This is a genomic window from Rhodococcus sp. S3 (genome assembly GCF_058211795.1).
Genome location: NZ_CM177074.1, coordinates 4,694,899 through 4,715,008, shown reverse-complemented (window position 1 = coordinate 4,715,008; position 20,110 = coordinate 4,694,899). Strand labels below are relative to the sequence as shown.

The window sequence follows — 20,110 nt, the reverse complement described above, 5'->3', positions numbered from 1 at the left end:
GTATGCAAAGATCGCTGTAGTAGCTGTCAACCTCTACGTGGCCGGTGTCGCCACTCCGAGAGACAGGGCACCGAGGAACTTCGGTGTCTTCTCCTCGTAGAAGGTGTCGAGTTCGCGGATGTCGAACCCAGCACCGCGGACGAGGTCGGCGATTTGTCGTGTCAGATGGCAGCCACCCGCGACGCGCTTCTGGACCGGTTCGAGCCGGTGCTGCCACCGCCGGACGTTCTCGTCCGGAGCGAGTCCGTGTTCGACGAAGTGCAGGGTGCCACCCGGTGCGAGGACGCGACGTACCTCGCGCAGAGCCGCGTCGGCATCGGGGATGGTGCACAGGGTCCACGTCGACAGTGCGCTGTCGAAGGTGTTGTCCTCGAACGGGAGTGACTGACCGTCCAGACCCGATCGTTCGATGTGCACGGGGGAGTCCTCGATGCGCGGACGTGCGAGCTTCCATCCGAGGTCCGCGGGTTCGACGGCGCTGACCGACTCGACGGTGGTGGGGTAGTAGGGAACGTTGAGACCGGATCCGAATCCGATCTCGACGACGCGGCCGCTCAGGCCGGCGCACACTCGTTTCCGGTTCGCTTCGGTGAACGACGGCGCGCAGGCGATGTTCACCAGTCGCGGTACGACGTGATCGTTGTAGAGGCCCATGGCAGTCCCTTCGCCTCGTGGCGTCTCGATCTGCTCGATCCATCATGACACCTGCCCGGCCGAACGGAACCCCTCGTTTCCGCTGCGCCGAGAACGCTGTTAAGTTACCTTTACATGTAAAGCGTGCTTTACTGTGAAGGGAGCGGTGATGGACGGCGGGAGTGCCGGCTCGGCGGTGGCGCGGAGCAAGTGGGGCAAGGTGCGGGTGGGGTCGCGGTGGATCGCCGCCGTACCGCCGGCCATCGCCCTCGGCATGGTGGCGGCGGGGGCACTCGGAGTGGTGGGGGCAGCACTCGAACTGGTGCCGGAGCATCCTGTCGTCTCGGGTATCGCCGTGGCGTTGGCGACAGTGTCTCCGCTGGTCGGCCTGTCGTGGGTGCTCCTCGTCGATCGGTCGACCCTCGAAGGCGCCGCGGACCGGCCGGAGGATTCGGTCGAGGCGTCCTGGTACGAGAAAGCCGCCTCGGGCGCTTTCACCGACATCCTTCTCGTCACGGGGCTGGGATGTACCGCTCTGGCGTTCGCTCCGATCGAGGTCGCGGGTCTGCACGCGCTGATGGCGGTCATTCTCGTGGCCTTCGCGTCGTTCGGTGTGCGCTACGCCGTGCAGCGTCGGAAAGGCTGAGGGTGCGCAACTCGCTCGCGGCCCTGCGCGCGAAGAACGGATGGTCGCAGCAGAGGCTCGCCGACGAACTCGGCGTCTCGCGACAGACGATCATCTCGATCGAGAAGGGACGATTCGACCCTTCCCTTCCGCTGGCGTTCCGCATCGCGCGCCTGTTCGGACGTCTAATCGAGGACATCTTCGTACCCGACGAGGAATAACGGAGTGGCCGAGCGGATTCCCCGACAGAACCCGCTCGGCCACTCGCCCGATTGCTCAGCGTACTACCGGCGTCAACGGTGAGAGTGAGGCCGGTGACGTAACGGGATTCATCGGACACCGGGTTACGAGGCCACGCAACGCGAGGAGCGCGGCCAGGACTCCTGACCGCGCCCTGGTGTCGTGTCACTCGACTTCGGCGAGTCCGTACTCGGGTCGTCCGGCCGGCCGGTACACGGTGATGGCGATACCGGACGAGGTGGTGCGCGATTCGACGAGATCGAACTTCGTATCGCGACCCCCGGTGGGGAACAACCGCCGCCCCTGACCGAGGACGACCGGGAACGTGATGAGGCGGTACTCGTCCACGAGATCGTGTTCGAAGAGGGTGTGCACGAGACGGATGCTGCCGTGCACCTGCAGTTCGCGTCCCGGCTGCTTCTTCAGTTCCGCGACCGCGGTGGGCACGTCGCCCTCGAGGACGGTCGTGTTCTGCCACTCGGGGTCGGTGAGCGTCGTGGAGGCGACATACTTCGGGAGGGTGTTGAGGGCACGGGCCACCGGATCGTCGGGATCGGTGGAGTTCGGCCACGACGCAGCGAAGACGTCGTAGGTGTTCCGGCCCAGCAGGAATGCGTCGACCTTCGAGAACACCTCGTCGATGAACTTGCCGGTGTCCTCGTCGAACAGCGGCACCACCCAACCGCCGCGGTCGAAGCCGTCGCTGCGGTCCTCGTCGGGGCCACCCGGTCCCTGGGCCACACCGTCGGCCGATACGAAGGTCGTCACCGTGAGCTTCATCGTCGTCCCCTTTCGAAGGTTGTCGCCGAGTACAGACCCGGGAAGCGCGGAGAACTCATCGCTTGCATCCCTCCGGCACGGAAGGTATCTCTGGACGCAGCGTCGCGTGTCGATGACGGACTGCGTCAGGCATGGAGGCGCGGGACCACAAGGAGTTCTCCTTGAGTATTGCGTTCAACCACACCATCGTCGCGGCCGACGACAAGCAGCATTCGGCCTACTTCCTCACCACCCTGTTCGGGCTGCCCGATCCGGTGCCCGCCGGGCACTTCCTCGCTGTCGAACTCGCCAACGGCGTCACCCTCGATTTCGCCGAACCGCCACGGGATGTGGAGTATCCGCCGCAGCACTACGCATTTCTGGTGTCGGAGGAGGAGTTCGACGAGATCTACGCCCGGATCCTCGAGCAGAAGATCGAACACTGGGCCGATCCCCGGCAGTCGGCGCACGGCATCAACAGAAACGACGGGGGTCGAGGAACCTACTTCCTCGACCCCGCCGGTCACTTCATGGAGATAATCACGCGTCCCTACGGTTGGCGCTCCTGAACCGTCTCGACCCGAGCCGTCCCGGCCGCAGCGCGTCGCCGTGCCAGCACCGTGCAGGTACCGGCGATCGCTGCGGTCAACGCGCCGGTCGCGAGCAGCTGCGTGCGGGCAGCGGTGTCGAACAGGGCGAGCACCGCGATGCCGGCCAGCAGACCGAGCGTCGCGTACGAAAGGTACGGGAAGCCCCACATCTTCAGCGGCAGTGCATCCTCGGTGCCGTTGCGGCGTGCGCGACGACGGAGCACGAGGTGCGAGACCGCGACGAACGTCCACAGCACCAGGATCGTGGAGCCGACGGCGTTGAGCAGCAGCGGCAGCACCCGGTCGGGGTAGAGATAGTTCAGTCCGACCGTGACGAAGCCGAACGCCACCGAGGCGAGCACCGCATTGCGGGGAACGCCGTTGGACGACAGCCGCCCGAAGACGGGGTGCGCCGATCCGCGGTGCGACAGCGAGAAGATCATCCGGGAAGCGCTGAACAGCATCGCGTTCAGCGACGAGAGCAGCGCGACCACGACGATCACGGTCATCACCGCGGCGGCGCCCGGGACGGCCCCGGCCTGCAGCACGGCGACGAACGGACCGGTCGCGAGATCCTCAGAGGTCCACGGCAGGATCGTCACCATCACGAGCACCGACCCGATGTAGAACACGAGGATGCGCCACACCAGGGTGCGCACCGCGCGGCCCACGTTGCGACGGGGATCGGCGGTCTCCGCGGCGGCGATCGCGATGATCTCGGTGCCACCGAACGCGAAGACCACGATGAGCAGGCCGGCGGCGATACCGGCGATACCGGTGGGGGCGAACCCGCCGTGCGCCGTGAGGTTGGAGAAGCCGGTCGTCTCGAAGGTGGGCATCCACCCGGCGATCATCGCGATGCCGATCACCAGGAAGCCGACGATCGCGACGATCTTGATTGCGGCGAACCAGAATTCGACCTCACCGAAGCGGCGGACGCCGACCAGGTTCACGCCCGTCAGCACGACCATGTAGAACAGCGCGGACGCCCACTGGGGGATGCCGGGCAGCGCCACCGCGGTGATCGCGGCGGCGCCGGTGGCCTCCGCGGCGATCACGATGATGACCTGCACCCAGTACAACCACCCGATGGTCCGCCCCGCGACAGGGCCCAGCGCGTTCTCGGTGTGCTCGGAGAACGCACCGCTGGCGGGGTTGGCCGCGGCCATCTCGCCCATCATGCGCATCACGAACACGACGAGAACGGCCGCCACCAGGAACGAGATCAGGATCGCCGGGCCGGCGACGGCGATACCCGCCCCCGACCCGACGAACAGGCCGGCCCCGATGGCGCCACCGAGACTCATCATGACGAGCTGGCGGGGCCGCATGGCACGATGCAGGCCGGCGGTGCTCTGGGCGCCGGTCGTCGTCCCGGCCGTGCTCTGGGCGCTGGTCGTCGCCGTGGCCAGGGTGTCAGTCATCAATGCGCTCCCCGGCCGGGACCAGCTGGTCCAGTGCGATCTCGAAGGCGGTCGCGGCGAGCCCGGTGAGCTCGGTCGACCGGTCGTGGCAGCGGCGCAGTGCCGTCTCGATGGTGGTGGACACATCGCCGAAGATCGCGGCGTCGGAGACCTCCACGTCGCCCTCCATGAGCTGGGCGAAAGCCCGGGCCATACCGCAGTTGGCGATGAAGTCGGGGATCACGGCGACGGACTTGTCGGCGTGCTCGTAGGTGGGGCCGTAGAAGATCTCGTCGTCGGCGAACGGAACGTTGGCGCCGGAAGCGATCGACTCGAGTCCCGCGGCGACCATGCGGTCGACCTGCTCGCGGGTGACGAGGCGGCTCGCGGCGCAGGGGAGGAAGATCTCGGCTCCGAGATCCCAGATGCGGTCGTTCACCTCGTCGAAGGGGATCATGCGGTCGCTGCGCAGGGCGTTGCCGTCGCGCTCGAGCAGCAGGGTACGGACCTCATCGAAGGAGAGACCCTCGGGTGCGAGGATGCCGCCGTCGCGGTCGATGATGCCCACGATCGAGGCGCCGGCCTGAGCGAGATAGTAGGCAGCAGCGGCGCCGACGTTGCCCCAGCCCTGCACCACGACGCGTTTGCCGGCGAGGTCGGTGCCCCGATAGACGAGCTGGTGGTGACGGACCGACTCGGCGACGCCGTAACCGGTGATCAGATCGGCGACAGTGTATTTCGTGCTGGTGGCAGGGGTGAACCGCGCGTCCTCGACAACCTTCGCGACGCCGAGTCGCAGCTGGCCCACCCGCTGGATGCGCTGGCGCTCGTCCTTGCCGAAGTGTCCGTTGACGACACCTTCCTGCGGGTGCCACAAGCCGTTGGACTCGGTGAGGGGAACGACCTCGTTCATCTCGTCGACGTTGAGGTCGCCGCCGGTGCCGTAGTAGGCCCGCAGCAGGGGAGTGACGGCCGCGAACCAGCGGCGCAGCACGCCTTCCTTGCGGGGGTCGGACGGATCGAAATCGATGCCGGACTTGGCACCGCCGATCGCAGGTCCGGAGACGGTGAACTTGATCTCCATGGTCTTCGCCAGCGACTCGACCTCGCGCCGGTCGAGGCCGCGGCGCATGCGGGTGCCGCCGCCGGCCGCGCCGCCCCGCAGCGAGTTGATGACGACCCAACCCCGGGCGGTGGTCTCGGTGTCGTGCCACTCGAAGACGATCTCGGGGGCTTTTTCTTCGAATCGCGTCAGCAGGTTCTTCATGGCGAAAGACTGTGACGGCAGTAACAAATGCTGCGCAACTGTGCTTCATCGAACTGTGCAGCGTGCGGAGGGTCCGGATGCCCGGAGCGCTTTTTTCTGTGCAATCCGGCTAGTCGGAGACGGATTGTGGACGTGATCGGTTCAGCGGCGGTAGGCCGGTGCCTTCGCGGATCGTTCCGGCTCGAGGGTGCGCAGCAGCGGCATCGCCCGGTAGTGCACCACTTCCGACAGCACCATCACACTCGTGGACCGCGCGACGATCGAGGAGCGGTTCAGCTCGATGAGGGTCTGCTGGAGACCGAGGTGTGATTCGGCTCCGATCCGGCACAGGACGTCGCCCGCGCCGGTGGTGGCGAACGCCTCGAGGACACCGGGGATGCCTTCGAGGACCTCGGTGACGTCTTCGAGCGCGCCCTGCACGATCTCCATCGTCACGAACGCCTGTACATCGAAACCTGCTGCGGCGAGGTTGATCCGGGGTTCGTAGCCAGCGATCACCCCGGTGTCCTCGAGGCGTCGCAGGCGGGCCGAGACGGTGGCGCGCGCGACCTTCAACCGACGGGACAGCTCGAGCGCGCCGATCTTCGGGTCGGCGTGCAGGGCCTCGAGGAGAGCGAAATCCAATTCGTCCAGCTGCACGGGCTCGCGCATCGCGGTTCCTTCCCATCGAGCGCCGAAAACTAGTCCGATTGTATAGGTGAGCGTGCGGATTCCGGCGGATTCCAGTCAGTCGGACCAGTTCCCGAAGGCGACGTTGCGTCGCACCGACAGGTGGGTTTCTCCTGGTGACACACGACACAACGACTGTGCCGCAGTGAGCGGCAGGAGGTTGCAGCGATGACTCTGGAATACACCCTGACCGACAGCGAACGACTCGCTCAGCTCGACGCCGAGGAGCTCCGGCGCCTGGTCGGTCTCGTGGAGTACGACAGCGAACGGGATCCCTTCCCCGTCAGCGGCTGGGACGCCGTGGTGTGGGTGGTCGGAAACGCCACGCAGACGGCGCACTACTACCAGTCCGCCTACGGCATGGAACTCATCGCCTATTCCGGACCCACCACCGGCAACCGCGACCACCACGCCTACGTACTGCGCAGCGGCGCCGTGCGATTCGTGATCAAGGGTGCGGTGGATCCGGACAGCCCGCTGATCGAGCACCACCGCCTCCACGGTGACGGCGTGGTCGACATCGCCCTGCAGGTCCCGGATGTCGACAAGTGCATCGAGCACGCCCGGAAGCAGGGGGCGACCGTCCTCGAGGAGCCCTACGAGATCAGCGACGAGAACGGTGTCGTCCGCATCGGCGCCATCGCGACCTACGGCGACACGCGGCACACGCTCGTCGACCGGTCGCGCTACAACGGTCCGTACCTGCCCGGCTACGTCGAGCGCACCTCGACCTACCGCAAGCGCGAGGGTGCGCCCAAGCGCATCTTCCAGGCGCTCGACCATGTCGTCGGCAACGTCGAACTCGGACGCATGGACGAGTGGGTCGACTTCTACAACCGCGTCATGGGTTTCACGAACATGGCGGAGTTCATCGGCGACGACATCGCGACCGACTACTCGGCGCTCATGAGCAAGGTGGTGTGCAACGGCAACCACCGCGTGAAGTTCCCGCTCAACGAGCCCGCCATCGCGAAGAAGCGTTCGCAGATCGACGAGTACCTCGACTTCTACCGCGGACCGGGCGCACAGCATCTCGCCCTGGCGACCAACGACATCCTCACTGCGGTCGACCGGTTGCGCGAGGAGGGCGTCGAGTTCCTCGCGACTCCCGATGCGTACTACGACGATCCGGGGCTACGCGCCCGTATCGGTGAGGTCCGGGTGCCGATCGACGAACTGAAGAAGCGGGGCATCCTGGTCGACCGCGACGAGGACGGCTACCTGCTGCAGATCTTCACCAAGCCCGTCGGCGACCGCCCGACAGTGTTCTTCGAGCTGATCGAGCGCCACGGCTCGCTCGGCTTCGGCAAGGGCAACTTCAAGGCGCTGTTCGAGGCGATCGAGCGGGAGCAGGCCGCGCGCGGCAACTTCTGATTCCGGTCCTAGACGAGCTGACCGAGCCGCGTGCGCAACGCGTGCTCGGTCTGCCGGATCGCCGTTCCCACAATCGGTTCGATGAGCATGCCGAGTGTGCGGCCGGCGATCCCGCCGGGCAGCCGGTAACCGAAGTCGACGTCGAGCCGCGTCGCGTCGCCGAGGTCCGTGAAGGTCCACGACGACGCGGCGCGGAATCCGGCGATCGAGTCGAGGACGATCACGCGATTGCGTTCCCATTCGACGACTTCCACGCGCGAGTCGAGATCCTTGGGGCCGATCCGCATGGTCGAGTCGTAGACGGCACCGAGGCCGGAGACCTGCTCGCCCACGGGTTGGAAGCGGGTCACCCCGAACATCCAGTCGGGGACGTTCCGGTAGTCGTCGACGTAGGAGAACGCGAGGTCGACGGGGATGTCTGCGACGGCGCTGTGGCGGACGTGAATCATGGCTGAAGCCCTTCACGAGAAGTTGTCTGTTACTCAATGTAGCGGGTAACTGCCCCCTGTGGAAGAGATCCGCACCCGTTGCTCTAACGTCCGATAAGTGTTTGAATGCCGTGACGCACGTCACACACACTTTCGGCTCAGGAGGCTCCGGGTGAAGACGAAGGCAGCAGTCGTCAAGGGAATCAACCAGCCGTGGGAGATCGAGGAGATCGATCTCGGCGATCCCGTCGCAGGTGAGGTGCAGATCCGCCTCGCGGCCTCGGGTCTGTGCCATTCCGACGAGCATCTGCGCTCGGGGGCGACACCGCTTCCGTCCTTCCCGGTCCTCGGTGGTCACGAGGGCGCGGGCGTGGTCACCAAGGTGGGCCCGGGAGTACGGGGTCTCGAGGAGGGCGACCACGTCGTCCTCGCGTTCATCCCCGCCTGCGGCCGCTGTCGGGCCTGCGCCAAAGGCATGCAGAACATCTGCGACGAGGGCGCCGGCCTGCTCACCGGCCAGGCGATCTCCGACAAGACCTACCGCGCGACGCTGAACGGCGACCCGGTTCTGCAGATGTGCCTGCTCGGCACGTTCGCGCCGTACGTCACGGTCAACGAGGCGTCGGTCATCAAGATCGAGAAGGACATCCCGCTCGAGAAAGCGGCACTGCTCGGCTGCGGTGTCGCGACCGGCTGGGGTTCGGCCACCGAAATCGGCGGCACCAAGCTCGGCGACACCGTGGTCGTCATCGGTGTCGGCGGTGTCGGCATCAACTCCGTCCAGGGCGCAGCACACGCCGGGGCGCGGTTCGTCGTCGCGATCGACCCGGTCGAGTTCAAGCGGCAGAAGGCCAAGGAGTTCGGCGCGACGCACGTCTTCGCATCGATCGAGGAGGCCGCACCGGTGATCGGCGAGATCACCTGGGGCCAGATGGCCAACGTCACCGTCATCACCGTCGGTGAGATCACCGGCGACATCATCGGCCCCGCACTCGGTCTCACCGCCAAGGGCGGCCAGGTCGTGGTCGTCGGCATGGGCCACGCCACCGACTCGCAGGTGACGATGAGCCTGTTCGAACTGACGCTGCTGCAGAAGCGCCTGCAAGGGGCCATCTTCGGTGGCACCGGCCCGCGCTCGCAGATCCCGAAGCTGCTCGAGCTGTATCGCAACGGGCAGCTCGACCTCGACAACCTCGTCACCAAGACCTACAAGCTCGAGGACATCAACGAGGGCTACGCCGACATGCACGCCGGCAAGAACCTCCGCGGCCTCGTCCTCTACGGCGAGGACGATTACTGATCCTGCGAGCGGCTCTCGATCCTGCGAGCGCCGACGTCGCCGGAACCGTCCCTTACGGTGTTGAGCATGGACACGCGTGAGGATTCGGTTTCCGGCGACGTCGGCTCTTGGCGGGACTACGGCCCGACCGACCTGCCCAAGCCGCTCGCCGCTGCACTCGAGGCGTTCGCCGAACGCGGCTACGACGGCACGTCCATCCGCGAGGTCGCGTCGCGATCCGGCCTGTCGGTGCCGGGGCTGTACCACCACTACCCATCGAAGCAGGCGCTGCTCGTCTCGCTCACGACCACCGTGCTGCACGACCTGCTCGCGCGCAGCCGGCAGGCGATCGATGAAGCCGGACCCACCCCCTCCGAGAAGTTCGACGCCGTCGTCGAGTCACTGCTGCGCTTCCACATGTTCCGCCGCGACCAGGCGTTCGTGGCGTCGACCGAGATGCGCAGCATGGAACCCGAGGCCCGCCGCGCGTTCGTTGCCCTGCGGGACGAGCAGCAGCGCATGATCGACGAGATCGTCGAGGCCGGTGTCGCCGACGGCACCTTCTCCACCCCCTACCCACAGGACGCCAGTCGCGCCGTGACGACGATGTGCGTCGCGGTGGCGAGCTGGTACCGACCGGACGGCTCGCTGTCGCCCGACGAGATCGTGCACCGCTACCTGCAGGTCGCGCGGAGCGCGGTCGGAGCGAAGTAGCCGAGCGCGCCTTCCGGGCTTGACCCGGTGGCGGGGATATGCCACCGTGAACTCGACCGAGCGATCGATCGGTCGGTACGGAAGGAGCTCAGCATGGCGGTCGACCTGTCCTACTCGGACCACGTCCGGGACCTCATCGCGCGGACCGAACAGTTCATCCGCGACGAGGTGCTTCCCGTCGAGGACGCCCACGGTGGCGACATCACCGCGGCCGGTGGCGACGCGATCCGGGCGGATCTGCAGAAGGCCGCCAAGGTTGCCGGTGTCTTCGCCCCGCACGCACCCGTCGAATACGGCGGCCACGGCCTGAACATGTCCGACCGCGCCCCGGTCTTCGAGGCCGCGGGTTACTCGCTCTTCGGTCCCACCGCGCTCAACATCGCCGCCCCCGACGAGGGCAACGTGCACATGCTCGCGCACATCGCCAGCGACGAGCAGAAGCAGCAGTTCCTCGCGCCCCTCGCCGCCGGCGACGTGCGCTCGGCCTTCGCGATGACCGAGCCCGCCCCCGGCGCCGGCGCCGATCCCAACGCGCTGAATACACGCGCCGAGAAGGTCTCCGGTGGCTGGAAGATCAACGGCCGCAAGCACTTCATCACCGGCGCCGACGGTGCCGGATTCTTCATCATCATGGCCCGCACCTCGGGCGAGCCCGGCCAGCGCGGCGGCGCGACCATGTTCCTCGCCCCCGCCGACACCGCGGGCCTGAAGGTCGGCCGCCATATCAACACCCTCGACCGCTCCATGATCGGCGGTCACTGCGAGGTCGACTTCGAGGACCTGTTCGTCCCCGACTCCGCCGTGCTCGGCGAGGTCGACCAGGGCTTCGCCTACGCGCAGGTGCGCCTCGGCCCTGCCCGCATGACGCACGTGATGCGCTGGCTCGGTGCCGCCCGCCGCGGTCACGACACCGCCGTCCGCTACGTCGCGGAACGTGAAGGATTCGGCTCCCGCCTCGGCGATCTCGGCATGATCCAGAAGATGATCGCCGACAACGAGATCGACATCGCCGCGACCCGTGCGCTGCTCGTGCAGGCGTGCTGGGAACTCGACCAGGGTTCGCACGCCTCGAACGCCACGTCGATCGCCAAGACCTTCGCCGCCGAAGCGATCTTCCGCATCGTCGACCGCTCCGCTCAGATGTGCGGCGGTCTCGGTGTCTCCGAAGACCTTCCGATCGCACGCCTCACCCGCGAGGTCCGGCCGTTCCGCGTGTACGACGGCCCGTCCGAGGTGCACCGCTGGGCCATCGCCAAGCGTGCCGTCGGCGCCGTCCGCAAGGCGGCCCGCGAGGCCGCGAAATGACCGCCGTGCACGAGGGACTCGACCTCGCCGTTCTCGAGCGTTTCCTCGCCGACTCCGGTGTGACCGTCCACGGTGAACTCCGGGCGGAGCTCATCTCGGGCGGCAAGTCCAACCTCACCTACGGGCTGCGCGACGACAGGTCCCACTGGGTGCTGCGTCGCCCTCCGACCACGGGTCTGACGCCGTCGGCGCACGACGTCGCCCGCGAGTTCCGCATCACGTCGGCACTGAAGGGCACCGGTGTGCCGGTCGCGCCCACCGTCGTCCAGTGCGAGGACGACTCGGTGATGGGCGCGCCGTTCACCGTCGTCGAGTTCGTCGACGGACGTGTGGTGCGCAGCAAAGCCGACCTCGACGCGCTCGGCGACGACGAGATCGACCGCTGCGTCGGTGAACTCGTGCGCATCATCGCCGAACTGCACAACGTCGACTTCGAGGCCGTCGGTCTCGGGGGACTGGGCCGGCCGGACGGCTACGTGACCCGGCAGGTGAAGCTGTGGGCGAGCCAGTGGGGCCGGGTCAAGACCCGCGAACTGCCGGATCTCGAACGACTGCACGCCGCGCTCGCCGAGTCGATCCCGGAGTCGCCCGCCCCGTCGATCGTCCACGGCGACTACCGCATCGACAACACCATCCTGGACCCGGCCGACCCGGCACGCGTCGTCGCCGTGGTGGACTGGGAACTGTCCACCCTCGGCGACCCGCTCACCGATCTCGCCATGATGTGCGTGTACCGGCATCCGGCGCTCGACGACATCCTGGGCTTCCCGGCGGCATGGTCGAGCGACCGCCTGCCGGCGGCGGACGATCTGGTGCAGCGCTACGCCACGGCGTCGGGTCGCGACATCGCCAACTGGAACTTCTACATGGGTCTGGCCTACCTCAAGCTCGCCGTCATCGCCGAGGGCATCAACCATCGGTGGCGTGCCGGAGCGACCGTCGGCGACGGTTTCGACCGTGCCGGTGAAGCCGTGCCGGATCTGGTGGCAGCAGGACTCGCAGCACTGAAGGGAGCACACGCGTGACCAGCGCGCTCGTGACCGGAGCCTCGAGAGGAATCGGCCTCGGTATCGCAACCCGCCTCGCCGAACGCGGCTACGCGCTGACGATCAGCGCTCGCGGCGCGGACCGCCTCGAGAGCGTCGCCGAGCGTCTGCGGGAGGCGGGTGCCAAGGAGGTACGTGCCGTCGCAGCCGATCTCGCCGATCCGGAAGCCACCGCCCGCGTCGTGGAGACGCATCGCGAGGCGTTCGGTTCGATGAAGGCGCTGATCCTCAATGCCGGTGTCGGCACGGCAGGCCCGATCGCCGAGTTCCCGGCCCGGCGGTTCGACAAGACGGTCGCTGTGAACCTCAATGCTCCGTTCGCGCTCATCCAGGCGTCGCTGCCGTTGCTGCGCGCCGAGGCGGAGAGCGATCCGGCCCGCGGATCGAAGATCGTTGCGCTCTCGTCGATCACGGGTGTCTACGCCGAGGCCGGTCTCGCCGCCTACGGTGCGACGAAGGCCGCGTTGATCTCGCTGGTGGAGACGCTCAACGCCGAGGAGTCCGGTAACGGCATCTCGGCGTCGGCGCTCGCACCCGCCTACGTCGACACCGACATGTCCGACTGGATCAAGGACAAGATCCCGGCCGAGTCCATGATCGAGGTGAACGACGTCGTCGAGATCGTCGACGCGCTGCTCAAGCTGTCGTCGCGGGCCGTGGTGCCCAAGCTCGTGCTCAGCCGCGCGGGCGCAGGTCTCTACACCGCCTGATGCTCTACACGGCCTGACGTTCGGAGTCGGTCGACCGCAGTCGCAGGTCGACCGGCTGCCCGTCGGACGGGAACGGCAACGACGTGCAGTCGAGCGGGGCGACGTAGCCGGGGTCGACGTGCCAGTCGAAGCGCAGCAGCAGTTGGTGGACGATCGCTTTGACCTCGACCCCGGCGAAGTGCATGCCGAGGCACTTGTGGACGCCCCCACCGAACGGCTCCCACGCGTAGCGGTGGACCTTGTCCTCGCGTCGATGCTCCGCGAAGCGTTCGGGGTCGAAACGTTCGGGCTCCGGCCAGTACTCCGGCATGTGGTGCGTGAAGTGCGGTGCCACGGAGGCATACGTACCGGCCGGCACGAAGTGTCCCCGGACCTCGGTGTCGCGCACGGCCCGTCGCGCCAGGACCGGGACCGGGGAGACCAGCCGGAGGCATTCCTTCATCACCAGATCGAGGCTGCCGAGCGCGTCGAGATCGGCGTGACTCGGTGCGGCGGTGCCCAGCGCGAGCGACTCGGCCCGGCACCGGTCCTGCCACTGCGGGTGTTGCCCGAGATACTGCATCATCGTGGAGATCGTGATGGTCGACGTGTCGTGCGCGGCCATCAGCAGGAAGATCATGTGATCGACGATCTCGTCGTCGCTGAACCGTTGTCCCGCTTCGGATTCGATGTGACACAGCACCGAGAAGAGGTCGTCCGTCTCGCGCGAGCGTCGTGCCGGGAGATAGTGCCGGAAGAAATCCTCGAGCACCCGGCGCCCGTCGAGTCCGCGCTTCCATCTGGTGCCGGGGACGGGATACCGGACGATCGAGGTCGCGGCCTGCACGCAGTCGATGAATGCCTTCTTCACCGCTTCGATCTCGGCCGGTGTGGAGTCCTCGGCGCCGCCCATGAAGATGTCGGTGGCGAGATCGAGCGTGAGTGTCTTCAGTGCCGTGTAGGCGCGGAATCCGTCGGTGGGAACCCACTTGTCGAGTTTCTCGGCGATCGACGGGTTCATGGCGTCGACGGTCTTCTCGAGGCGTGATCGGGTGAACGCCTGCTGCATGATGCGGCGGTGCCGGTGATGTTCCTCCGAGTCGAGGAGCATGAGGCCGCCGTGGAAGAACGGCCCGATCAGTGCCGACCAACCGTCGCCGTTGGCGAAGGCCCGGTCCTTGTTCTGCAGCACCTCCTGGCAGGCGTCGGGTCCGAGGACCGAGATCCAGCGTCGACCGGCCGCCGAGAAGCAGGAGACCTCGCCGTAGCGGTCCCAGTGCTTCTGCATCATCGCGAGGGGATCGCGGATGTATTCGAGGACGTGCCCGATACCGGGTATTCCCGATCGTCCCGGGACCGGGCGCAACTGGGAGTGGGCGGGGGGAGCCGCCAGGATCCGGGTCACGACGAACCTCCAGTTCTGCGGACATCTGACAGGAGACCCTGTCAGATTGGGGTGTAGTCTGCGTCACATCGATCGCGTCTGTCAAGATCGGTCCCATGACTTCCCCCGCGCCCCGCCGCTACGCCGGTCTGAGCGGCGAACAGCGTGTCGCGCTGCGGCGCGAAGCCCTGCTCGAAGCAGGACTGGAACTGTTCGCGGCCTCGGGGAAGAGCGGCGCCACCATGACCGCCATCTGCGCACACGCCAAGCTGACGGAGCGGTACTTCTACGAGAGTTTCACCAGCAGGGACGATCTGCTGCAGCAGGTCCTCGACAAGATCGCCGACGAGGTGCGCGAGGCCGTGCTCGCCGTCCTCCGCGCCGACACGGGCACACTCGAAGACCTCGTGCGGAACGCCATCGCGTCGTTCGTCGCGATCCTCACCGACGACCCGCGCAAGGGCCGGGTCTCGCTCATCGAGTCCGCCGGCTTCGAACCCCTGCGCACCCACAGACGAGCGTCGCTACGGAGTTTCGCCCAGATGGTCGCCGACGAAGCGACCCGCATGTACGGCGACCGGGCGTGGCCGCCGGAGCGGGGTGAGATCAACGGACTGCTGTTCGTCGGGGGTCTGGCCGAACTGGTCACCGCGTGGTTGAACGACGAGATCACCATCTCGCCCGACGAGATCGTCGACGCGGCGACGCACCAGTTCCTCTCGACGGCCCACCGGTAGAGCCTTCCGGGGGTCTGTCAGTCGTCGCCGACCGCGGTGCGGTCAGTCATCACCTTGGATCTCCTTCTCCTCGCCGCGTCGGCGCAGGAAGTTGAAGCCGGGCACGCCCACGATGGCCTGTCGGACGTCCTTCGCGACGAGGAGCAGTTCGTGGATCTCGGGGGAGACGGTGTCGAGCGTCGCCATGATGGGCAGGACCGAGTCGACCCGCTCGGTGATCTCGGGGAGCCGGTCGATGAGCTTGATCGCCGCGCGCAGTTCTTCCGGTGAGAACTCCTCGACGAACTGGGTGGCCAGGGGAGCGGCCCGGTCGGCGAGGGGCTTGTAGGTCTCGAGCAGTTCCCCGGCGGCGTCGGAGCTGCGGCCCGCGGATTCGACGACGACCCGCGCGTCCGCCGCGACCGCCGTCGCGTCGCGCACGACCCCGCCCGTCGAGTCGATGATCTCCGTGGCGCGCGTGACCGCGTCGGCGGCTTCCTCCACCACGCCGATGGTCGAGGCGATCACCTGCGTGGCCTGCGCGACGGCGACCGATGCTCCCTCGACGATGTCGGTGGCGTCGGTGACCACGCTGTCGATGCGGCGGATCAGCGATTCGACCGAGTCGATGAGCGATTCGGCCTCGCCGAGCAGGCTTTCCACCCGCGCCGGGATCGACAGCGCGAACTCGGCGGTCTCGCGGGTGCGTCCGAGCACGGTCCGGGTGACGTCGACGATGGAACCGGCGACCGAGAGTCCGAGCGCGGGCACAGGCAGCGAGATCATGTCGTCATAGTGCAGTACGTCCGATCGTCGTGATCACGGACCTCACATTTTCGGCGTCCCGTTCGTCTACCCGGTACAGAGCACACACCGGATGGAAGGATCGAGGCCGTGACCGCATTGCGCACCCACACCGTCATCGACACACCGATCGGCGAGCTGACGTTGGTGAACACCGACGGCGTCCTGAGCGGCGTGTACATGGCCGAGCATCACCCCGCGCCCGACCGCACCGGTTTCGGCGAGCAGGTCACCGAGGGGTTCGACGAGGCGATCACCCAGTTCGACGAGTACTTCGCGGGTCGCCGTACCCGGTTCACCGTCCCCATCGCTCCCGTCGGGACCCCGTTCCAACGCGAGGTGTGGGAGGCGCTGACGACGATCGAGTACGGCACCACGCGCACCTACTCGGAGATCGCTCTCGCCCTCGGCCGGCCCACCGCGGTACGGGCGGTCGCTGCGGCCAATGCCCGCAACCCGCTCTGCATCATCGTGCCGTGCCATCGCGTCATCGGCAGCAGCGGCAAGCTCACCGGTTACGCCGGTGGCCTCGAGCGCAAACGCTTCCTGCTCGACCAGGAGGCACGGGTGCTGAGTTCCGCCGAGCCCGATGTCGCCGGCGATACCCATGTCCCTGCCTGATCACCTACCGCGGGCGAGCCTGCCTCCTTTCGAGGAGGTGGTCGGCCGCCACGGCGCGACGGTCCTCCGGGTCTGCCGCGCACTGCTCGGAGCCGTCGACGCCGACGACGCCTGGTCCGAGACCTTCCTCGCGGCGTTGCGCGCCTATCCCGACCTGCCACCGGGCAGCAACATCGAAGCGTGGCTCGTGACCATCGCGCACCGCAAGGCCGTCGACATCCACCGGGTGCGCGGGCGGGCGCCGGTCCCCACCGAGAACCTCCCCGAACCCGCGTCGGCCACGGGAAACCCCGGTGAGGGCGACGACGAACTGTGGAGCGCGGTCGCCGAGCTTCCCTTCACGCAGCGCGCGGCGCTGGTCTACCACTACGTCGGGGGCTTGCCCTACGCGGAGATCGGCACGATCCTCGGCAACAGTCCGGCCGCGGCACGTCGCGCAGCGGCCGACGGTCGGGCTGCGTTGCGTCGTCGGATCGAACACGGAACAGGATGTCGCTCATGAACTTTCCACAACCCTCGGTCGGATCGGCCGATCTCGCGTGGTTGCGGGAGAAGCTCGTACTCGACGCCGAGGCGGCCGGGTTGCTCGATGTCGCGTTCCGCGTCGTCGACACCCCCGTCGGTCCGCTCCTGCTGGCCACCACCCCCGTCGGACTCGTGCGGGTCGCCTACGTCGCCGACGGATCCGACGCCGTGCTCGACGAACTCTCCCGCCGGATCAGCCCGCGCGTGCTCGACGCGCCGCGGCGACTCGACCCGGTGGTCCGGCAACTCGACGAGTACTTCGCCGGTACGAGGACACATTTCGACGTTCCGCTCGATCTGCGTCTCGCCGACGGATTCCGTCGTGAAGTGATCACGCGTCTGCCCGAGATCGAATACGGGCGCACGGCGAGCTATGCCGAGATCGCCGCCGCGGCCGGGAGCCCGCGCGCGGTGCGGGCGGTCGGTACGGCGTGCGCGAAGAACCCGCTGCCCGTGGTGGTGCCGTGCCATCGGGTGGTGCGCAGCGACGGCAGCATGGGGCAGTACGTCGGGGGAGTCGAGGCGAAGAGGGCGCTGCTGCAACTCGAGTCGGTGGCATGATCACCACCCTCCGGATCCCGGTGGCCGAACCCGTTGCGGTGGGGCCGATGCTCGCGTCGCTGCGAAGCCACACCGTCCCCGGCTGTGAACACCACAACAGCGCTACCGGCACCCATCACCGCGCGATCCGCATGACCGGCGGAGTCGCGCACGTCGCTGTCCGCTTCGACGACCCGGCGACACCCGACGGCGGGAGAGGCGGGGACGTGCGACATCTCGAGGTTCACGTCGAGACCGCAGGTCGTGCGGATGTCGAGGAGATCGAAGAGAGGGTCCGGAAGTGGCTCGATCTCGGCGTCGACCCGTCCGTCGTGGATGCGGCATTCGAGCCCGATCCCGTGCTCGGGCCTCTTGTGCAGACCCACCCCGGTCTGCGCGTGCTCGGCACCACCGACTGGTTCGCCACCGCCGTGTCGACAGTGCTCGGGCAGCAGGTGAGCGTCGCTGCGGCATGCACATTCGCAGGACGACTCGTCGCAGCCTTCGGCGACGGTGCACCCGGTGGGTTGCGATGCTTCCCTACGCCGCACCGACTCGCGACGGTCGAGCAGAGCGAGCTGCGTGCCGTCATCGGCACGACGCAGTCGCGCGCCCGCACCGTCGCCGAACTGGCCCGGGTCGCAGCCGACGGGGTGGCGCCGGAGCATCTGTCGTTCGCGGCAGACCTTCTCGCGCTTCCCGGGATCGGACCGTGGACCGTCGACTATCTCGCTCTACGACTCGGCGACCGCGACGCGTATCCGTCCGGCGACCTCGTTCTCCGACGAGCCCTGCAGGTGGAGAGTGCGCGCGAAGCCGCCGAGCGCGCCGAACAATGGCGGCCGTGGCGGGCCTACGCCGTCATGCATCTGTGGACACACGCCACCTACTCGCCGCCCGCATCCTCGGCGTAGACGCTGCGCACGGCGGTGTCCATCGGGAAACGAACCTGCGTGTCGCCGAACATCAGGCGCGTCGCCACCTCGACCGACGCCGTGATGTGCGACGACGCGAGTTCCGGGTTGCCGGTGTGCACCACCACCTCGTCGTGCTGGAAGAACACGAGATCGCCGGCCGTCGGGTCGGGATCGGTGGTCAGCCGCCGTCGCAGTTCCGCAAGCACGCACAGCGCCCACTCGGCCGCGGTGGCCTGCACGACGAAGTTCCGCGTGAACCGGCCCCGCGCATGCGCATCACCGTGGGAGTGGAAGCCTTCCGGAGCGGGTGGGCACGCACGGCCCAGCCACGAATGCACCACCTCGCCACGTTCACCCGCACGGGCGGCACGTTCGACGAAGTCGACGGCGGTCGGGAAGCTGCGACGCAGCACCGTCAGCAGGGCACGCGCGTCGCCCGACGTGGCGCCGTACAGAACACCGAGCACCGCGACCTTCGCCTTCGCGCGGTCGCCGCCGAAGGACGCCGCGGCGACCGGGGCGTACAGATCGTCCGAACCGGCAGCCGCGACCATGCGCCGATCGCCCGACATCGCCGCCAGGATGCGCGGTTCGAGCTGGCCCGCGTCGGCGACGACGAACGACCGGCCCGGATCGGCGATCACACTCGACCGCAGCGCCTTGGGGATCTGCAGAGCGCCACCGCCGCGACTCGCCCACCGGCCCGATACGACCGCGCCGGGAACATAGACCGGACGGAACCGGTCGTCGCGGACCCAGGTGTCGAGCCAGTGCCAGCCGTTCGTGCTGTACAACTTCGACAGCTCGCGGTGCCGCAGCAACAGAGGCACCGCGGGATGGTCGATCCGCTGCAGCACATGCTTGCGGGTCGACTCGACGGTGATGCCCTCGCGACGGAACGCCTCGAGCACCTCGCTGTGGGAGGCGGGATTCACGGGGCGGCCGAAGACCGCGCTGACCTCCTCGACCACTTCGGCGATACGGCTCGGCAGGTCGTAGCCGGTCGGGCGCGGCCCGAGGGTGTCCTCGAGGAGGCGACGATGCGCTTGCGCCGAGAACGGCAACCCGTCGAAACCCATCTCGGCCGCTGCGAGAGTGCCGGCCGATTCGGCGGCGGTGAGCAACTCGAGGCGGGCGTCGCCGGAGATGCGGCGACGTTGCTCGGCGAACTGCTCGACCACCGCCTCGACGTCGATCGCGGGAGCCGCATCGAAGAGGCCGGGCCGCTCGTCGACCGGCTCCTCCGCAGTGGGCGGGGGTAGGCCCTCGCGTACGGCAAGGATGGCGCCGGTGGTGGCGAGATCGTGGCATCGCTGCACCCGAACATCGGCGCGGAGCAGCTCGGGATAGACCGATGCCGTCGAGGTCCACACCCAGCGCGGTCGCGATTCGGCTTCGATCGCAGCGACTGCATCCGCGAATCCGGGGTACTCCCGCACCGAGCTGAGCGGCGCACCGAATGCGTCGACCTCGACGATGCTTGCACCGCGACGGCCCCGGCCGTCCGCAGGATGAGGAACGACGACCGTGCGCACCCATACAGTGTGCTCCATCACGGCGACAGACCCCGACGCGCGGTGAC

The 20,110-nt window shown here is 67.8% G+C and carries 23 protein-coding genes; 14 read left to right on the top strand and 9 right to left on the bottom strand.

Annotation, left to right across the window (positions count from 1 at the left end; translation table 11 throughout):
• Positions 1-33: 33 nt before the first annotated feature.
• Positions 34-654: a class I SAM-dependent methyltransferase gene (locus tag AC0LPE_RS21785; RefSeq protein ID WP_230824964.1), complete on the bottom strand. Its 621-nt coding sequence runs from the start codon at positions 652-654 to the stop codon at positions 34-36.
• A gap of 148 nt (positions 655-802) precedes the next feature.
• Between AC0LPE_RS21785 and AC0LPE_RS21780 the strand changes: the two genes are divergently transcribed.
• Together AC0LPE_RS21780 and AC0LPE_RS21775 are read left to right on the top strand one after the other, a co-directional pair.
• The gene (locus tag AC0LPE_RS21780; RefSeq protein ID WP_423657962.1) at positions 803-1,279 is read left to right on the top strand and encodes a hypothetical protein; all 477 of its coding nucleotides are present in this window, start codon (positions 803-805) and stop codon (positions 1,277-1,279) included.
• 2 nt (positions 1,280-1,281) lie between these two features.
• Positions 1,282-1,479: a helix-turn-helix transcriptional regulator gene (locus AC0LPE_RS21775; RefSeq protein WP_085470075.1), complete on the top strand. Its 198-nt coding sequence runs from the start codon at positions 1,282-1,284 to the stop codon at positions 1,477-1,479.
• Positions 1,480-1,663: 184 nt separating this feature from the next.
• On the opposite strand, the gene AC0LPE_RS21770 is transcribed toward AC0LPE_RS21775, so the two are convergent.
• A complete protein-coding gene (locus AC0LPE_RS21770) occupies positions 1,664-2,278 on the bottom strand; it encodes a dihydrofolate reductase family protein (RefSeq protein WP_258260944.1) in 615 nt (204 codons plus the stop codon).
• Between the two features lie 131 nt (positions 2,279-2,409).
• On the opposite strand from AC0LPE_RS21770, the gene AC0LPE_RS21765 reads away from it, so the two are divergent.
• Positions 2,410-2,826: a VOC family protein gene (locus AC0LPE_RS21765; protein ID WP_490605214.1), complete on the top strand. Its 417-nt coding sequence runs from the start codon at positions 2,410-2,412 to the stop codon at positions 2,824-2,826.
• Here AC0LPE_RS21765 and AC0LPE_RS21760 read toward each other — a convergent pair.
• From AC0LPE_RS21760 to AC0LPE_RS21750, 3 genes are all read right to left on the bottom strand, one after another.
• On the bottom strand, positions 2,808-4,271 hold the full coding sequence (locus AC0LPE_RS21760) for an amino acid permease (protein WP_490605213.1): 1,464 nt from the start codon (positions 4,269-4,271) through the stop codon (positions 2,808-2,810). The two genes, AC0LPE_RS21765 and AC0LPE_RS21760, sit on opposite strands and share 19 nt — an antisense overlap.
• Complete coding sequence (locus AC0LPE_RS21755) at positions 4,264-5,517, bottom strand: Glu/Leu/Phe/Val dehydrogenase dimerization domain-containing protein (protein ID WP_006554690.1); 1,254 nt, start codon at positions 5,515-5,517, stop codon at positions 4,264-4,266. Before AC0LPE_RS21755 ends, AC0LPE_RS21760 begins: the two co-directional genes overlap by 8 nt.
• 141 nt (positions 5,518-5,658) lie before the next feature.
• Positions 5,659-6,168 carry an Lrp/AsnC family transcriptional regulator gene (locus AC0LPE_RS21750; RefSeq protein ID WP_059382783.1) on the bottom strand — a complete coding sequence of 170 codons (510 nt, stop codon included), beginning with the start codon at positions 6,166-6,168 and terminating at the stop codon, positions 5,659-5,661.
• 186 nt (positions 6,169-6,354) lie between these two features.
• Here AC0LPE_RS21750 and hppD point away from each other — a divergent pair, with 186 nt between their 5' ends.
• The gene (gene hppD, locus AC0LPE_RS21745) at positions 6,355-7,560 is read left to right on the top strand and encodes a 4-hydroxyphenylpyruvate dioxygenase (protein WP_490605212.1); all 1,206 of its coding nucleotides are present in this window, start codon (positions 6,355-6,357) and stop codon (positions 7,558-7,560) included.
• Between the two features lie 8 nt (positions 7,561-7,568).
• Here the strand turns inward: hppD and AC0LPE_RS21740 are convergent, their stop codons facing one another.
• Positions 7,569-8,009, bottom strand: coding sequence for an SRPBCC family protein (locus tag AC0LPE_RS21740; RefSeq protein WP_430716701.1), 441 nt, complete (start codon positions 8,007-8,009; stop codon positions 7,569-7,571).
• A gap of 151 nt (positions 8,010-8,160) precedes the next feature.
• On the opposite strand from AC0LPE_RS21740, the gene AC0LPE_RS21735 reads away from it, so the two are divergent.
• The 5 genes from AC0LPE_RS21735 (at position 8,161) to AC0LPE_RS21715 (ending at position 13,042) form a co-directional block, all read left to right on the top strand.
• A complete protein-coding gene (locus AC0LPE_RS21735) occupies positions 8,161-9,288 on the top strand; it encodes an NDMA-dependent alcohol dehydrogenase (protein ID WP_006554686.1) in 1,128 nt (375 codons plus the stop codon).
• A gap of 66 nt (positions 9,289-9,354) precedes the next feature.
• Positions 9,355-9,981, top strand: coding sequence for a TetR/AcrR family transcriptional regulator (locus AC0LPE_RS21730; protein ID WP_088898646.1), 627 nt, complete (start codon positions 9,355-9,357; stop codon positions 9,979-9,981).
• Positions 9,982-10,074: 93 nt separating this feature from the next.
• On the top strand, positions 10,075-11,286 hold the full coding sequence (locus tag AC0LPE_RS21725; protein ID WP_088898706.1) for an acyl-CoA dehydrogenase family protein: 1,212 nt from the start codon (positions 10,075-10,077) through the stop codon (positions 11,284-11,286).
• A complete protein-coding gene (locus tag AC0LPE_RS21720; RefSeq protein WP_490605211.1) occupies positions 11,283-12,311 on the top strand; it encodes a phosphotransferase family protein in 1,029 nt (342 codons plus the stop codon). Before AC0LPE_RS21725 ends, AC0LPE_RS21720 begins: the two co-directional genes overlap by 4 nt.
• Positions 12,308-13,042, top strand: coding sequence for an SDR family NAD(P)-dependent oxidoreductase (locus AC0LPE_RS21715; protein WP_088898648.1), 735 nt, complete (start codon positions 12,308-12,310; stop codon positions 13,040-13,042). Before AC0LPE_RS21720 ends, AC0LPE_RS21715 begins: the two co-directional genes overlap by 4 nt.
• Positions 13,043-13,046: 4 nt before the next feature.
• On the opposite strand, the gene AC0LPE_RS21710 is transcribed toward AC0LPE_RS21715, so the two are convergent.
• Positions 13,047-14,426 carry a cytochrome P450 gene (locus AC0LPE_RS21710; RefSeq protein ID WP_490605210.1) on the bottom strand — a complete coding sequence of 460 codons (1,380 nt, stop codon included), beginning with the start codon at positions 14,424-14,426 and terminating at the stop codon, positions 13,047-13,049.
• A gap of 95 nt (positions 14,427-14,521) precedes the next feature.
• On the opposite strand from AC0LPE_RS21710, the gene AC0LPE_RS21705 reads away from it, so the two are divergent.
• On the top strand, positions 14,522-15,142 hold the full coding sequence (locus AC0LPE_RS21705; protein WP_490605209.1) for a TetR/AcrR family transcriptional regulator: 621 nt from the start codon (positions 14,522-14,524) through the stop codon (positions 15,140-15,142).
• A gap of 42 nt (positions 15,143-15,184) precedes the next feature.
• Here AC0LPE_RS21705 and AC0LPE_RS21700 read toward each other — a convergent pair whose 3' ends face one another.
• Entirely contained in the window at positions 15,185-15,907 is a 723-nt protein-coding gene (locus AC0LPE_RS21700; RefSeq protein ID WP_088898650.1) for a ribulose 1,5-bisphosphate carboxylase large subunit, read from the bottom strand.
• 108 nt (positions 15,908-16,015) lie between these two features.
• Here AC0LPE_RS21700 and AC0LPE_RS21695 point away from each other — a divergent pair, with 108 nt between their 5' ends.
• Genes AC0LPE_RS21695 through AC0LPE_RS21680 form a run of 4 tightly spaced genes read left to right on the top strand, consistent with a single transcriptional unit; the run spans position 16,016 to position 18,525 of the window.
• Positions 16,016-16,546, top strand: coding sequence for a methylated-DNA--[protein]-cysteine S-methyltransferase (locus AC0LPE_RS21695; protein ID WP_088898651.1), 531 nt, complete (start codon positions 16,016-16,018; stop codon positions 16,544-16,546).
• Positions 16,533-17,048, top strand: a complete 516-nt coding sequence (locus AC0LPE_RS21690; protein ID WP_490605208.1) for an RNA polymerase sigma factor — start codon at positions 16,533-16,535, stop codon at positions 17,046-17,048. Before AC0LPE_RS21695 ends, AC0LPE_RS21690 begins: the two co-directional genes overlap by 14 nt.
• The gene (locus tag AC0LPE_RS21685; protein WP_006554657.1) at positions 17,036-17,632 is read left to right on the top strand and encodes a methylated-DNA--[protein]-cysteine S-methyltransferase; all 597 of its coding nucleotides are present in this window, start codon (positions 17,036-17,038) and stop codon (positions 17,630-17,632) included. The genes AC0LPE_RS21690 and AC0LPE_RS21685 overlap by 13 nt, the downstream gene beginning before the upstream one ends.
• Positions 17,629-18,525 (top strand): DNA-3-methyladenine glycosylase 2, encoded by an 897-nt coding sequence (locus AC0LPE_RS21680; protein ID WP_490605207.1) that lies wholly within the window; start codon positions 17,629-17,631, stop codon positions 18,523-18,525. The genes AC0LPE_RS21685 and AC0LPE_RS21680 overlap by 4 nt, the downstream gene beginning before the upstream one ends.
• On the opposite strand, the gene AC0LPE_RS21675 is transcribed toward AC0LPE_RS21680, so the two are convergent.
• Entirely contained in the window at positions 18,498-20,063 is a 1,566-nt protein-coding gene (locus AC0LPE_RS21675) for a bifunctional 3'-5' exonuclease/DNA polymerase (RefSeq protein WP_172414984.1), read from the bottom strand. The two genes, AC0LPE_RS21680 and AC0LPE_RS21675, sit on opposite strands and share 28 nt — an antisense overlap.
• Between the last annotated feature and the right edge of the window lie 47 nt (positions 20,064-20,110).